The organism is Paenisporosarcina sp. P5_A11 (genome assembly GCF_056400705.1).
Genome location: NZ_JBFUKT010000070.1, coordinates 1 through 15,206 on the forward strand (window position 1 = coordinate 1; position 15,206 = coordinate 15,206).

13 protein-coding genes and 1 tRNA gene are annotated in these 15,206 nt (G+C 35.9%); 3 read left to right on the forward strand and 11 right to left on the reverse strand.

Features of this window, described 5'->3' with window-relative positions; translation table 11 throughout:
* Window positions 1-101: 101 nt before the first annotated feature.
* From yihA to AC1DOS_RS11170, 8 genes are all read right to left on the reverse strand, one after another.
* Window positions 102-692 carry a ribosome biogenesis GTP-binding protein YihA/YsxC gene (gene yihA, locus AC1DOS_RS11135; RefSeq protein ID WP_024534339.1) on the reverse strand — a complete coding sequence of 197 codons (591 nt, stop codon included), beginning with the start codon at window positions 690-692 and terminating at the stop codon, window positions 102-104.
* A complete protein-coding gene (gene lon / locus AC1DOS_RS11140) occupies window positions 689-3,019 on the reverse strand; it encodes an endopeptidase La (RefSeq protein WP_477537553.1) in 2,331 nt (776 codons plus the stop codon). Before lon ends, yihA begins: the two co-directional genes overlap by 4 nt.
* Before the next feature lie 129 nt (window positions 3,020-3,148).
* Window positions 3,149-4,417, reverse strand: coding sequence for an ATP-dependent protease ATP-binding subunit ClpX (clpX, locus tag AC1DOS_RS11145; protein ID WP_108586453.1), 1,269 nt, complete (start codon window positions 4,415-4,417; stop codon window positions 3,149-3,151).
* Between the two features lie 200 nt (window positions 4,418-4,617).
* Entirely contained in the window at window positions 4,618-5,904 is a 1,287-nt protein-coding gene (tig, locus tag AC1DOS_RS11150; protein WP_477537554.1) for a trigger factor, read from the reverse strand.
* 101 nt (window positions 5,905-6,005) lie between these two features.
* A complete protein-coding gene (locus AC1DOS_RS11155; RefSeq protein ID WP_477537555.1) occupies window positions 6,006-7,007 on the reverse strand; it encodes a hypothetical protein in 1,002 nt (333 codons plus the stop codon).
* 82 nt (window positions 7,008-7,089) lie between these two features.
* Entirely contained in the window at window positions 7,090-8,325 is a 1,236-nt protein-coding gene (locus AC1DOS_RS11160) for an ATP-binding protein (protein WP_477537556.1), read from the reverse strand.
* A gap of 158 nt (window positions 8,326-8,483) precedes the next feature.
* Window positions 8,484-9,410: an N-acetylmuramoyl-L-alanine amidase gene (locus AC1DOS_RS11165; protein ID WP_477537557.1), complete on the reverse strand. Its 927-nt coding sequence runs from the start codon at window positions 9,408-9,410 to the stop codon at window positions 8,484-8,486.
* A 275-nt stretch (window positions 9,411-9,685) separates the two neighbouring features.
* Window positions 9,686-10,102, reverse strand: a complete 417-nt coding sequence (locus AC1DOS_RS11170; protein WP_477537558.1) for a phage holin family protein — start codon at window positions 10,100-10,102, stop codon at window positions 9,686-9,688.
* 565 nt (window positions 10,103-10,667) lie between these two features.
* Between AC1DOS_RS11170 and AC1DOS_RS11175 the strand changes: the two genes are divergently transcribed.
* The 3 genes from AC1DOS_RS11175 (at window position 10,668) to AC1DOS_RS11185 (ending at window position 13,724) form a co-directional block, all read left to right on the forward strand.
* Complete coding sequence (locus AC1DOS_RS11175) at window positions 10,668-10,889, forward strand: hypothetical protein (RefSeq protein ID WP_477537559.1); 222 nt, start codon at window positions 10,668-10,670, stop codon at window positions 10,887-10,889.
* 609 nt (window positions 10,890-11,498) lie between these two features.
* Window positions 11,499-12,407, forward strand: coding sequence for a hypothetical protein (locus AC1DOS_RS11180; RefSeq protein WP_108586459.1), 909 nt, complete (start codon window positions 11,499-11,501; stop codon window positions 12,405-12,407).
* Window positions 12,408-13,166: 759 nt separating this feature from the next.
* Window positions 13,167-13,724, forward strand: coding sequence for a DUF6241 domain-containing protein (locus AC1DOS_RS11185; RefSeq protein ID WP_477537560.1), 558 nt, complete (start codon window positions 13,167-13,169; stop codon window positions 13,722-13,724).
* A gap of 87 nt (window positions 13,725-13,811) precedes the next feature.
* Here the strand turns inward: AC1DOS_RS11185 and AC1DOS_RS11190 are convergent, their stop codons facing one another.
* The 3 genes from AC1DOS_RS11190 to AC1DOS_RS11200 all read right to left on the reverse strand — a co-directional run bounded on the left by AC1DOS_RS11190 (window position 13,812) and on the right by AC1DOS_RS11200 (window position 15,201).
* A complete protein-coding gene (locus AC1DOS_RS11190; RefSeq protein ID WP_477537561.1) occupies window positions 13,812-14,372 on the reverse strand; it encodes a MerR family transcriptional regulator in 561 nt (186 codons plus the stop codon).
* Window positions 14,373-14,441: 69 nt separating this feature from the next.
* Entirely contained in the window at window positions 14,442-14,987 is a 546-nt protein-coding gene (locus AC1DOS_RS11195; RefSeq protein WP_477537562.1) for a tyrosine-type recombinase/integrase, read from the reverse strand.
* Between the two features lie 140 nt (window positions 14,988-15,127).
* Window positions 15,128-15,201 (reverse strand) — tRNA-Arg (locus tag AC1DOS_RS11200).
* Window positions 15,202-15,206: the final 5 nt, after the last annotated feature.

Below are 15,206 nucleotides of genomic sequence, written 5' to 3' on the forward strand. Positions count from 1 at the left end.
CTTTTAGAAAGACAGCAATCGTATCGAGAAGGCAATCAATAGAATAAATCCATAAAAAAACTCTCTAAAAAGCGAAATGCTTCTAAGAGAGTTTGTCCATTTTATTCAAGTGTCATACGGCGCTCAATTTCTGCCCATGCTGCATCAAAGCCAAGTCCAGTTTCAGATGAAAACACAATCATTGTGTCATGTGCTTCCATATCGAGTTCATCACGTACCATTTTTTTATGTTTTTCCCATTTACCTTTAGGAATCTTATCCGCTTTTGTAGCGATTACGATACACGGAATTTGATGGTACTTTAAGAAGTCGTACATCATACAATCATCATCTGAAGGTGGATGACGTAAATCCACAATTTGAATGACGGCTTTTAGTAAATCGCGACCCGTCACGTATTCTTCTATCATTCTACTCCATGCTTCACGAGAGCTTTTCGATACTTTTGCATAACCGTATCCAGGAACGTCAACGAAAAAAAGTTTCTCTTCTATTTTGTAGAAGTTTAATGTTTGTGTTTTCCCTGGTTTTGACGAAATACGTGCCATACTCTTGCGGCCTATCATTTTATTAATAAAAGACGATTTTCCTACATTAGAACGACCAGCCAAAGCAAACTCCGGAAAACCATCTTCCGGATATTGCGCTGGACGTACTGCACTTATAACTAACTCAACGTTATGAACCTTCATTGCTCACTGCCTCCTTCTAGTGCTATTTCTAGCACTTCGTCAGCATGCGAGACAAATTTAAACGTTAAGACATCACGCACGCTTTCGGGTATTTCTTCTATATCTCGTTCATTTTCTTTCGGTACAATAATTGTTGTCAAGCCGGCACGATGGGCACCTAATGATTTTTCTTTAAGACCGCCGATCGGTAACACGCGGCCACGTAATGTGATTTCACCGGTCATGCCCACTTCACGACGAATTGGTCGCTTAGACAAAGCAGACACAAGTGCAGTCGCAATTGCGATTCCTGCAGAAGGTCCATCTTTAGGTACAGCGCCTTCAGGTACGTGAATATGAATGTCATGTACTTCATGGAAATTAGCATCAAGACCTAGGCTTTCTGTTTTAGAACGAACAAATGAAAGTGCTGTTTGTGCAGATTCTTTCATGACGTCGCCTAATTTACCAGTCAAAATCAACTTACCTTTACCAGGTGTTAAGGACACTTCAATTTGAAGCGTGTCTCCTCCAACAGAGGTATAAGCCAATCCTGTAGAGACACCAATTTGGTTTGTGGTTTCGGCTTGTCCATAACGGAATTTATGTTTCCCGATAAGATCTTCTAGAGACTCTGCCTTAATTATAATGCGCTTTTTATCACTTGAAACCACTTGTTTTGCCACTTTGCGACAAATCGATGCAATTTGGCGTTCTAAACTACGGACGCCCGCTTCACGTGTGTAATAACGAATTAAATCACGGATTGCATCGTCTCGAAGTTGCATCATCGATTTTGTTAAACCGTGCTCTTTTAATTGCTTAGGCAATAAATGATTTTTTGCAATCATTTGCTTTTCAATTTCGGTATAACCCGCAATCGAAATAATTTCCATTCGGTCACGAAGTGGTCCGGGAATGGTGCTTAAATCGTTTGCCGTTGCAATAAATAGCACGTTGGATAAGTCATAGGTTTCTTCGATGTAATGGTCGCTGAAATTATGGTTTTGCTCCGGATCTAATACTTCAAGCATAGCTGAAGATGGATCTCCACGGAAATCATTCGACATTTTATCGATTTCATCAAGTAAGAAAACAGGATTGATTTTCCCCGCTTTTTTCATACCTTGAATAATGCGCCCAGGCATAGCTCCTACATAGGTTCTACGGTGCCCACGAATCTCAGATTCATCACGAACTCCACCTAATGAAATACGTACGAATTTACGTCCAAGCGACTCTGCAATAGAACGAGCCAGTGATGTTTTACCGACTCCTGGAGGCCCTGCTAAACATAGAATCGGACCACGAAGCGAGTTTGTCAATTGACGCACGGCTAAGTATTCAAGTACTCGTTCTTTTACTGATTCAAGACCATCATGATCACGGTTTAAAATTGTTTCTGCACGTTTAATGTCCATATGATCTGCCGTTGATTCTGTCCAAGGGAGGGCAACTAGCCAATCGATATAGTTACGAATGACACCACTTTCAGCAGCTGCTGCAGGCAGTTTCTCATAGCGGTCTAACTCTTTTAGCGCCACTTTCATCGTAGATTCAGGCATTCCTGACTTATCAATCAACTTGCGTAGATCTGAAACTTCGCCAGTTTTTCCTTCTCTATCACCAAGTTCGGTTTGGATGGCTTTCATTTGTTCACGTAAATAAAATTCTTTTTGTGTACGCTCCATCGCTTGTTTAACACGTGCAGATATTTTCTTTTCCATATCCAACACTTCTTGCTCATTATGCAAGCGATTTACTAACCATTCTAAGCGAGTCTTCACGTCAAAAATTTCTAATACTTCTTGCTTGGCACTCATCTTTAAAGGTAAGTATGAAGCAACCATGTCCGCTAAGCGACCAGGTTCTTCAATATCTGAAACTGTATCATACGTTTCGGTTGTTACTTTTTTCGATACTTTCGAATACTTTTCAAAATATTGAAGCAGTAACCTCATGAGTGCTTCATGTTCAGGAGTTTTTTCAATTTCATCTTTTGAAGAAGTGGTTTTGACTGTCGCGTACTTGTCACCTTCTGTATAACCAGACCACGTGGCGCGCTCAAGGCCTTCAACTAATACACGAATCGTTCCATTCGGCAGTTTAATCATTTGATTTACATTGGCTAATGTACCGACGCTATATAAATCATCTTCGTCTGGAGTTTCGACATTCATTTCTTTTTGAGTCGCCAAAAAGACCTTGTTATCTGACAACAAAGCTTGTTCTAAGGCAGCAACAGAACGTTCACGGCCTACATCAATATGTAGCACCATTGTCGGAAACACTAATAAACCGCGTAAAGGTAATAATGGAACAATTTTTTCTTCACTTTTCTTTGTCATGTGGAAAATCACCTCAATCCAATTTTGTCCGATTAATCCTAAAATCAAACATATGTAAGAAAAAGCTGACATCCGAGCTGCGCGTATGCATACGCACGTTCGAAGCCAGCTTTTCCATTTCAACAATACTTACGCTGAAGTTTTTTCGTCGTTTTGATTTAATACAGTTCCATCTTCTAATACTAATTTTGGATGTGAAGAGTCAGTAACTGTTTCTTTTGTAATCACACATTCAACAATATCTTCGCGTGAAGGCAATTCATACATAACTTCTAACATCAACGATTCAATAATAGAACGAAGTCCACGTGCACCCGTTTTACGAATAATTGCTAGTTTTGCAATTTCAACTAACGCTTCATCTTCAAATGTTAATTTCACATTATCCAATTCAATCATTTTTTGATATTGCTTCACTAATGCATTTTTAGGTTCAGTTAAAATTCGAACTAAAGCATTCTCACTTAACTGCTCTAAGCTTGCCAATACTGGTAAACGGCCAATAAACTCTGGAATTAATCCGAATTTCAATAAATCTTCAGGAATCAATTGTGATAATAAAGAAGATTCTTCTAAATCTTTTTTGTTTGGATCTGAACCAAAGCCAATCACTTTTTGTCCTAAACGACGTTTAATAATCTGGTCGATTCCATCAAATGCTCCACCAACGATGAACAAAATATTCGTTGTGTCGATTTGAATGAATTCTTGATGAGGATGCTTACGTCCACCTTGAGGAGGAACGCTTGCAACAGTACCTTCTAAAATTTTCAGAAGAGCTTGTTGTACTCCTTCACCAGATACATCACGAGTAATTGATGGATTCTCTGATTTACGAGCTACTTTATCGATTTCATCGATGTAAATAATGCCTTTTTCAGCTTTTTCTACATCATAATCTGCCGATTGGATTAATTTAAGAAGGATGTTTTCAACATCTTCCCCAACATATCCCGCTTCAGTAAGAGACGTTGCATCTGCAATAGCAAAAGGAACATTCAAAATACGTGCAAGTGTTTGAGCAAGTAATGTTTTACCACTACCTGTTGGACCCAAAATCACGATATTTGATTTAGACAATTCGACATCATCAATTTTACTATTTGAATTTATACGTTTGTAGTGATTGTAAACGGCAACTGCAAGAGATTTTTTTGCTCTCTCTTGTCCGATTACATAATCATCTAAGATGGAAAGGATTTCTTTCGGTTTTGGAACTTCTTTAAACTCAGTTTCTTCTTCTGTACCGAGTTCTTCTTCTACGATTTCTGTACATAACTCTATACATTCGTCGCAAATATATACACCAGGTCCTGCGACCAGTTTACGTACTTGCTCTTGGGATTTTCCACAGAAGGAACACTTTAAATTCCCTTTTTCGTCATTAAACTTGAACAAAATATTCACCCCTATTCAATACAGAATCTTACAAGATTCTTATTGTAGAATCAACTAATAAGATTTAAAGAAAACTCAAATTAAATTTCAGTCGCTTATGTACTTTATGGTTTAATCACCAATCGTTATCTATGTATTAGAGAAAACAAGACACGGGCTTATTGTCCGTGCCTTGTTTCCAAGTAGATCTTACTTAAAATTTATTTTGAGATTTTAGCGTTTTCAACTAAGAAATCAATTGTTTTTTGCATACGAAGATCGTTTTCTAATGCACCAGTTCCACCAAGAGCTGTGCGGATTTGATCAGCAGTCATGTTGAATTGACCAGACATTTTTTCGATTTCGCTGTTGATTTCTTCTTCTGAAGCAGTAATGCCTTCAGCATCAGAGATAGCTTCAAGTGTTAAAGAAACTTTCACACGTTTTTGAGCATCTTCAAGCATTTGAGTACGAAGAGCTTTTTCATCTTGACCTGAGAATTGGTAGTAAAGGTCAAGATTCATGCCTTGTGAAGTCAAACGTTGAGTGAAGTCATTTAACATACGGTCTACTTCTGCATCGATCATAGCTTGTGGAATGTCGATAGTTGCATTGTCTGCAGCTTTTTCAACTAGCTCATCTTTAATTGCAGTTTCAGCTGCATTTTTCTTGTCTTCAGTTGTTTTTTCTTTCAATTTCGTACGAAGTGCATCGATACCTTCAACTTCGCTATCGATTTCTTTCGCTAGTTCATCATTTAATTCAGGAAGTTCTTTTCCTTTTACTTCTTTCACTGTTACTTTGAAAGTAGCTTCTTTACCAGCAAGTTCAGCTGCATGGTACTCTTCAGGGAAAGTTACAACTACATCTTTTTGTTCACCAGTTTTTAAACCGATTAATTGTTCTTCGAATCCTGGGATGAATGAACCAGAACCAATTTCAAGTGAGTGGTCTTCACCAGCTCCGCCTTCAAATGCTTCTTCACCTAAGAATCCTTCGAAATCGATAACAGCTGTATCGCCTTCAACGATTGCTTCTTCTTCTTTAACGACTAACTCAGCTAAACGAGTTTGTTGTTCTTTCAGTTGCGCTTCGATTTCTTCATCTGTCACGTCAGTTTCTTGTTTAGAAATTTCAAGACCTTTGTAGTCTCCAAGAGTTACTTCAGGACGTACAGTTACTGTAGCTGTGAAAATCAAGTTTTCACCTTGCTCCATTTTTACGATGTCGATTTCTGGACGATCAACAGGATCAATTCCAGCTTCATCTACTGCTGCTGCGTATGCATCAGGAAGGATAAAGTCTAAAGCATCTTGGTATAAAGATTCAGTACCAAAACGTTGTTCGAACATTTTACGTGGCATTTTCCCTTTACGGAAACCTGGTACGTTTATTTCTTTTACAACCTTTTTGAAAGCTTTGTCTAAACCGTCTTTAACTTTAACTTCTTCCACTTCTACTGTTAAAACGCCTGTGTTACCTTCTTGTTTTTCCCATTTCACTGACATATATTCAACCTCCATCATTAAATTCACTTGTTATAATCATTCTTATCTATGATTTTGACAACCATTCTAGTATATCACACCTAGCGATACTTTCAACTTATTTACATGCTACGCATTTCGAACTGAATGTCTATCTTCCGGATTAACTCGTTTAATTCTCCTTCGCACGGTACATCTTCCCCTAACATTGCCCCTACATAATCTATGTATGCTAATGATACTTCTTGTTCATCGTAGGTAAACCATTCGAAAGGATAGGTTGCAAAAGAATGACGGATAATCAAGTCATGTACCATCTCAAGTTTGGTAGGATTCTGTAATAACTCTTCTCCAGTAATACTTAAAACAGATTCTACTTTTGAAGTTTGTGTAGGATCAGGTAAACCTTTTGGAGTAATATCCGCTTGGAAACCGAACTTTTCTACTTTCAAAGTTCTTTCGATACCTTTATGAACCATTAATAGTAGGGCAAAAGATTTGGTAATCGGCGATATTAATCCATCTTCAATAATTGCGGTCAGTTCATTTTCAATAGGAGTTAAATCTTCTCCGTCTAGTTCCACCAAAAGTTGTTGTTGCTTATCTTCCGGAAAGTTTGAAAAAGTTTCGTACTGAAAAAGAGTTGCATCTATTTGATTATTGTGCGGTATATCTTCTACCAATAATTCATCTTTTTGTTTAGCAACACGTTCATTTAATTTTAGCAGTTGGTTAAAACTCTCCTCTTTCTCAGGAGGGATAATACCTTCTTCAAGCAATGAATTGACGATTTCCGTAACTTCAGTAAACTGACGGAGTTCCATTAAAATGGTTACATACAGTTCCATGGTTTCGAAGTAATAGGTAGGGCCTAATTTCAATAATTCTTCGCATATAACTCGAGCTTCTTGAAATTCTCGAATCTCATACAATGAATACGCATATACGCCAAGTGTTTGTTCATCAGCTTCTCTATAAGCCATCGCTTGTCTAATTGAATCCACTGCTAAATCATATTGAAAATCTTCAGCATGTTTCAGTCCTTCAGATATCAGCCTGTCCACCATTCCCGGAAAGACAATGATGTTTTCTTTAGTTTGAAGCTTTCCGTACTTTTTTCGCAATGTGGATTCCGCCTTTCTCTTGAGAATATAGTAGCACAAAATGAAAAAAGGGTGCGCGCGTGAGCACATCCTTTTCATTTTGTTATACAGGAATTGTAATCGTGAAAGTCGTCCCTAGTCCCTTTTTACTGTCTACTTCAATGCTACCGTTCACTTTACTGATCATTCCGTACACCATGAGCAAACCAAGGCCTGTTCCTTCTTTTTTCGTCGAGTAATATGGCTTGCCTAACTGTAATACTTCATCTTTCATCATGCCTATACCCTCGTCTGTGATCAATATAACAATATTACGTTCTTGTTCTGATACATCAATACAAAGCGTACCCCCCATACCTTTCATCGCTTCAATGCCATTTTTAAATAAGTTGATTAAACATTGTTGCATTTGATTTTTATCATACTTAATAAGCAATGTATTGTTGAAATGGCAATCAATATTCACTAGATTCATCTTAGCGTATGGAGTTAAAATATTTTTCACATACACTACCTCTTCTTGTAAGTTGGAGTAAACCATATTTTCCGACTGGGGTTTCCCATAAGCTAGAAAATCGCTGACAATTTTTTCAGCACGCTCTAATTCTTTTAACGAGTAATCAACATAAACTTTTTCATCTTCAGAAATCGTTTTTGAATTTTTTAACAGCTGCAAAAATCCATTGGTAACTGTCAATGGATTCCTAATTTCATGTGACACACTTGCGGAAAGTTCACTCATTACATGCATTCGTTCTATATGAAGAAAACTTTCTCGATTTTTAATATTCAAGATTACCTTTTCAATCATCAACATATTTAAAATAATGACAAATACGTGAGTCGTAATTGAATATAAAGAAAGCTCCCAAAATTCATTTGTAAGTTCTTCAAAAAATGTGCTGAGAGTCGTTAAATATAAAACCATCGTAAATAAAACTGCAGCGACCCCAGTAGCAATTCGTTTATGTGAATTGAACTTAATAAACTTCCCATGTAGAAATGGAATAATCAACAATATAACAGTTGAGAAAAGCAGAGATTGTATAACACCATCGCCACCAATGATAAATCGGTAAACATTTAATATGATGAACAGCGGTAACACTTTTATATAACCGCCATATAGAGCCCATATAATGAATGGAATATAACGTAAATCAAATATAAAACCAATTTGAAGTTGTATTGGATAAACCATACACAGAATCATTGAGATTGAAGAGAAACTAATAAAAAATGAAGTGTTGAAAGCCTTTCTACTATTATCAAAAAATATAACAATTAAAGTTAAAGGGAAAATTAAAAATAATATATTCAATAACAAAGTTTCAAACATCGGAATATCCCCCCCTCTCACCAAGTCCATCTAATATATTATGTAGAATTATACTTCTTTTTGTCGATTCGTGTCGTAATTCGATAAAAAATAATTTCACATAATCCTAAATAATAAAAATAAAACTTCGCCCCACTCAGTGAGCCTGGGCTAAATATTCAAGATTCAATAATATAAACAGAATACCCAATACTTTTCAGTTCTTTTACTAAACGTTCAGCATGTTCTTTGTCGCTGAAGACTCCTACTTGAACTGTATATAGTGTTCCTTTTGACGGTGTTGTTTTAGGGATAGGTTTAGGCTTTACTGCGTTCTCCAGTTTAGTTTTAGTGGCCGGTCCGTATAAACCATCTACCAGTAGTCCATTTGAAGTTTTGAATGCCTTTACCGCATTTTCTGTAATAGGTCCAAAATTTGAATCTGCATCCAACTTAAAACCTACTTTAATTAGGTTTTCTTGAAGTTGTTTTACTTCTTTACCCGTATCTCCAATACTTAAATAGTTTTTTACTGCAACTTTTAATTTCAACCCAAAATATTGAACTAACCCCGCCGCAATCGCTTCTCCATGTGCTTCGAGTTTAGAGTTATCACGCATTACATTAATGTCGATATACGAATCCATAAAGCCTCCCTCAATCAAAATGGCAGGCATAGATGTTTCTCGTAAAACATGGAAGTTCTGCTTTTTCAACCCGCGGTCTTGTATTCCAACTGCCTTTACGACTAATGGATGAATAACCTTGGCAATCTCTTCTGATTTCGGATTCGCTTGTGGATGATCATACGTATATATTTCAATTCCTGTCCACGTCCCCCAAGTACCCGTATTTGCATTGTGATGGCATGCGATATAGACGTCTGCATTAAAAGCATTCGCTTTATTTGTACGATCATTTAACGATATATCCGTTTTACCTGTCGGATCATCAACTCTCAAAATATCAACGTTCTCGTATTCACGAAGTTTATTGATTGCTGCAAGGACAACTTTATCATTAAAGCTCCATTCACTTTCTCCACTCGGTGTTCGTTTGCCAGGAGTACTTAGTCCATGTCCTGCGTCTAATACTATTTTAACCATTACTCTTTCACCCCATTTCTTTTGGAGATTGTCCATAAATAAACTTTCAAGAGACGATAGAAAGTGATTAGTGGGAGTTCCTCCAATTATTCTTATTAAGAGTAAGGTATTCAGCCGAATCTATTAAACCTGAGTAAATTTCTAATAAACCAGAAAACAAATAGACCCAGCCGCCAAAAACGGCTAGCTGAGTAGAGTTACTTTGGTTCCACTTTCACTCCTAAACCACAATAGAAAATTAGTCAACATACCCAGAGCGTTGAAGGACTTAGCAATCATTCTTTTTTGTTTGGTGGCTCTTCTTCCTTTGCTATTTGATCAATATATTTAGTAATTGCACTGGGAATCGGAACACCAATTTGATTAAGGTTTTCTATAATTGATAAACCTTCCATTCCAATATAGAAATAGATAGCGATAGTCTTGAACACAGGAACTTCTGAGATTGTTAACATATCTAACCAATTGGCTAGAATAATAACTAACATAATGGTGGCTTTTTTCAAGAATCCTTTATAGCCGATCTCAGATGTAAGTTTTCTTTTGATGAGTGCATTGATAATACCAGTAGCAATATCAATTAGCATAAAGACTGCTAGTATTGTCAGTAACAATTGCCATCCACCTATTAAAAATAAGAACCATGTTCCTAGAACTGAAATAGCAAATATGATTTTTTCTATGATAAACACCTCCTTTAAATTAAAAAATCCCTCTTTTTGAAGGATAGGAGAGTGTATTACCAATTATCTCGATAGTTACAGAAGTAATGTATTTATCCAACTTAATCCTGGTGGATACATTTTTCGGTCTAGATCTCTCCCTATACTATCCTTCAAGTCAGTATATGAATCCGATTCTATTATTGACTCTATTATTTCTGTTTCAAACTTAAGAATATGTATGTGGATAATTATGATATGGTGCAAACTTAATAATTTCCAAATAAAAAATCTTCAAACTCAAAGTGAAATCCTCTTTGAATTTGAAGGTTATTTGATGTTCTGTTGCAGAATCATTAATTAAATGGACTTCTAAAAAAGATACGCAAAAGTCGATTTTTATGTACTTCTGAGTTTAGCATTACAATACTTTCATCCGCATAAATGGAGGAACTTTCGAGTTTAAAACAGGGTCGCGAAAGTGATGGTATAATAGGCTAATCAGTTAAATTAGGAAGTCATGAGTCTAATTAAAAGGAAGGTATCCGAAACTTCTTCTGTGATTAATTTCGGAATCAATATCGGAGGTGTTAATATGAATAAAAAATGGACTATTGAAAATATCAGTGAATATGTTAAGAAGAATTCAGATTGTGAATTACTTTCTACTGAGTATCGAGGATTCTCGCAAAAACTACTGTTTAAATGTTCATGTGGAAATAATTTCGAAAAGACTTTAACAAAATTCAAAGCAAGTAATCAGAAAAAATGTTCAAGTTGTTTAGAACCTAGAACTTCAAGAACTTCAAAAAAGTAATATTCATACTACTATGGGCGTATCTTTAAAAAAAGATACGCTCATTCTTTTTGCCATAAAAAGCCTTTTAATCTACTAGATTAGAAGGCTTTTTCGACCTGCTTTTTTCATTACTTTCCAGGAGGACGTTTTAGGCTTATCCCGTCCGTAATCTCTTTCATTATTGGAGAAAATTATTTTCGTTTACAAACTTTTGATCAAAGTCGAATACCAGCCTTTGTATGATACCGATTTTCATCAACACTTCCTCCTAAATCACATTCTCTCTTTCAATAGGAACAATCGATGAAATATATAGATTTAAACCTAAGTTTAATAGATTCTAATGAATATGATAATTATAGGGACATTAATTTCTATCTGAAGCGCTAGCGGGTTAAACAGAAGTCCTATGAAACAAAAGGGTTTCTACGCACAACAGATGTGATGGAACTCTAGTGAAAATGAAAGGAACATGAATAATGATAAAAAAGGACAAAGTTCAAAATTACCAATATGTTTTTTTAATTAATATTGATCAATACCCAATCTTATTTAAGAATAGTAAAGAATTTGATGAAGATTTGGTATTCAGCAGACATTTTTCTCAGCGAATAATAGGTGATGTAAATGGCTGAATTACCAATTGTTTTTGTTGACGACTTTTCAGGGTCAACGGATTCTATTAAAATACAAGCTGCTATTAATTTTGCACAAACTAATAATAAAAAAGTGGTATTAAGTGGCAATAAAACGTATTCCTTGACTACGCCAATTGTCATTAAGAAAGGCGTTGAATTGCGGGCAAGTCGGCTGACACAATATACTGTACAAGGAAATTTCCGTGTATTTGAACTTCAGCAAAATGCATCTCTAGTAGGTGGTTTCATTACAATTAATAGCTCAAGCTACACCTCTGACGTTATTTTCTTGGATGGCAAATATCAATATGAGAAGACGAATGTGAAGGATTTGTATTTGACCAATTGGTCTGGAAAAGTTGGAGGAACAGCTATCAAGCTTTATTCAGGTGCAAACGGAAGCAAGATTCAATATATCAATTTCGAAAACATCTCTATCTCAAGATTTTCAAAAGGTATTTTTTTACAAGCCGTGAAACCTGCATCTGGTGAGGCATGGGTGAATGCAAATCGATTCGATAAAATTACCATCGATGGTTGTACAGATATGATTGTGCTAGACTCAGCGAAACAACCTCCGAATGAATGTTCAGGCAATGTGTTTAGCAATCTTCAAATTCAACCTTCGAGTGATACAACTAAACTGTTTACCATTACTGGAACAGGAAATCAGTTTGACGGAATGTGTTGGGATTTACATTTCATCACACATACAAATCCAGTGGTTGAATTTAAACTTGCAAGTGCAGGCAATCAATTCAGATTGGGCCTTCCGTATAATCGAATCGTCAATAATGGGGATAATAGCAATAGCAAAGGAAGAGATATTTTACCATTAACAACGAGCGATCCAACAACGCCTACCATTGGTCAAATCTGGTTACGGGTTGATTTATAATGGCCACACCAATCACCTACCAAAAAATTCAAACCGCTAGAGGTATACTCCGGATTCCCATTTACAAAGTCACTGATGTGCAAGATTCTTCTTTTCGCATTTATACAGCAAAAGGAATTGGCTGCTATGACTTAATAATGCCGTCTAGTGCAACTCCATTACGGGTCATGACAGCTAACGGAATAAGAGGAGTAAGAACGATTTAGAAAGAAAATTGTTGTGAATTATTAAAAAAACAAGAAATAGGTAGAAAATAAAAATCCAGCAGCGAATATCGTTGCTGGATTTTCTTTATATGAGAATGCTTAGGACAACCCAAAACTACATCAGGGTATATTCAAGCGACTAGCCGAGTAGGCTTAGGTGGATTAACACGTCTTGCTGACAATGAAAAACTATATCCAATTATTTTAAGGGCTTTAGAAAATATGAGCCATTGTTCTTCTGATCCTATTTGTTCCGATGGTGATTTTGAATATATGACCAACGTCTTTCGAGGTTATAATTCCATAAGTAAATACAGGTTTATTAACTCAATTTGAGTAAAGATTCAGTATCTCTTGTCAGCCAGAATTAGTTGGAATATAACACCAATTAACAAGATGATTGGTGTTGATACATATTGGAAAAAATGACTATAGATTTACAATTATTAGCTGACGTACTCCGAGAAAATAATTGTACGAGTTTAATAAGCCCAATCGCTGAAAGAGATTACCAAATAGCTCAAGTGCTTGATGTCCTAATTTTGGAGGATATATGAGGAAAATCTTCGCAACATTTAAAACTACCAAGATTCAAAAAGTTGCTATTGTGGTTGCTTGTATCGGATTTTTCAGCATTTTGATTTACATGAAAGTGGAACCAGGTTTGCCTGTATTTCTAAAAAAAGATGTAACGATTGCCGAAGATGGCGGAGCAATAATTGAAGTTGAGGAAAGTTTAAGTGTTATCGAAGGAGAATTTCCTCTAACCATGAATGATTATGAAGTAGGAGAAGCGATTCACGCTATGTCCCATCAGAAGGTCATATCAAAAGACGATGAAAAATGGGGAGCAAAAATACCATTAACTCAAGAGCGTGTAAAAAGATTGATTGAAGTAGTTGAAACTCGTCAACATGACCTTGAATTTGAGAATGAATCGCTATATTTTGAAATTCTAAATCGTTGGTCTGACAATGACTTTTCACAAGCTGCACGAGACCACAACCACATTTGGTACAATCAAGGTAGCACCATTGGTGAAGCTACTGGAATTATGAGCCCCGAACAGGAAATGGATTACATTAAAGTCAATTACGATGTGAATGAATAAATAAAGGAGATTCCCTAATCGGAATCTCTTTTTTTGTATTAAACTTTAAAATATTCTTTGAAATCTCTGTAACTCATTTTTTGTATACTACTTGCCGAACTGCCACCACTTCTTCTTTGCCTCGTTAGCAGCTGCAATTTCAGATTTAACTTGAGTTTTAACTTCTTCAAGCATTAACTTTTTATTTTCTTGAGATTCCCGAAGAGATTGCACAAATACTTTATCCTGCTTATCTTCAATTCTCTTAAATTGTTCTTTTAGCTCGTTGTTTTGATTTGCAATGACGGTCATAACGTCATGTAGTTGTTTTTCTTGAGTTTTAAGTGCAGAAGATACGGCTTGTTCAACTAAAGTCATAACGTCATAGCTATTTGGTTGTTCTTCACTCATAGCGCCATGACCTTCATGACCATTCATTTCTCTAATTTTTTTAGCGACTTTTTCAATCGTCATACCGTCATACTTGATAAGCTCCATGAACTTTTCCAAAGTTTGAATATCTTCAGCAGTAAAAATTCTATGACCTTGCTGATTCTTCTGAAATACATRGCCACCGTCTTTTTCCAAAGCAGCTATGTATTTTTTGTATAGAGATTCCTTGATGTCTAGCTGTTTCATTACGTCACTCGGTTTATAAATTATCGTCATAACGGCATACCCCCATGCTTATTTATTCGTCATGACGTTATGATACTCCTTCATCTTTCGTCTAGCCAATTATATAGAGCTGGGTGGTTTTTCTTTGAGTTGTCCCAAAGTATTGATACGAACTCCAGTTTTAAATAGAGTTAATATCGCTATGGCATCTCGTAAACCAATAAATGTTGATGAATCCAATAATGAAAGCAATATATTCAGATCGTTTTGTTTTGCTCCCTTTTTCACCTTTTTATCAAGCTTTATTTGGACTGTTAACCAAAACTTTGATTGATACCAACCATTGTTGTAACACTTGCTTAAAACGGCTTTCAAGCACTTTAAACGTGTACTTTTAGTTGATTGAGATACATTCATACTATCAAGCCATTTATAAATCGTATCCACTGTAATATCTTCTAAATATTGAACTCCAGTTCTTTTGACAAAATTACTAAATATTAAATTGTAATCGTTTAAAGTTCGTTCACGATAGCCATTCAATTTCATTTGCTGATGTACAATTGATAATGCTTTTTCGACAGTCATTCCTTTTGGAGTTGCTTTTTTCGTTTTCAATATCTCTGTTTTAATTGAAACATCAAATATTCCTACTTTTTTAGTCACAAAAAAACCTCCTAAATATAATCTAGGAAGTTGATTTTGGTGGACGATTTTTTAGGTGAATTTCGTAAAGTTAGATTACCTTTAGAAATACCTAGTATCATCAAACTATTGAACTATTAAGTTGCTCAAAGTCTTACTTACGTCCCAGGAGGGATTCGAACCCCCGACCGACGCCTTAGAAGGGCGTTGCTCTATCCAGCTGAGCTACTGAGACTTGTG

Excerpts from the sequence above, each read along its gene's own strand:
- AC1DOS_RS11185 (WP_477537560.1), top strand. The coding sequence starts at position 13,167 with ATGAGGAAAATCTTCGCAACATTTAAAACTACCAAGATTCAAAAAGTT.
- AC1DOS_RS11160 (WP_477537556.1), bottom strand. The coding sequence starts at position 8,325 with ATGTTTGAAACTTTGTTATTGAATATATTATTTTTAATTTTCCCTTTA.
- lon (WP_477537553.1), bottom strand. The coding sequence starts at position 3,019 with ATGACAAAGAAAAGTGAAGAAAAAATTGTTCCATTATTACCTTTACGC.
- yihA (WP_024534339.1), bottom strand. The coding sequence starts at position 692 with ATGAAGGTTCATAACGTTGAGTTAGTTATAAGTGCAGTACGTCCAGCG.
- AC1DOS_RS11175 (WP_477537559.1), top strand. The coding sequence starts at position 10,668 with ATGAATAAAAAATGGACTATTGAAAATATCAGTGAATATGTTAAGAAG.
- tig (WP_477537554.1), bottom strand. The coding sequence starts at position 5,904 with ATGTCAGTGAAATGGGAAAAACAAGAAGGTAACACAGGCGTTTTAACA.
- AC1DOS_RS11180 (WP_108586459.1), top strand. The coding sequence starts at position 11,499 with ATGGCTGAATTACCAATTGTTTTTGTTGACGACTTTTCAGGGTCAACG.
- AC1DOS_RS11165 (WP_477537557.1), bottom strand. The coding sequence starts at position 9,410 with ATGGTTAAAATAGTATTAGACGCAGGACATGGACTAAGTACTCCTGGC.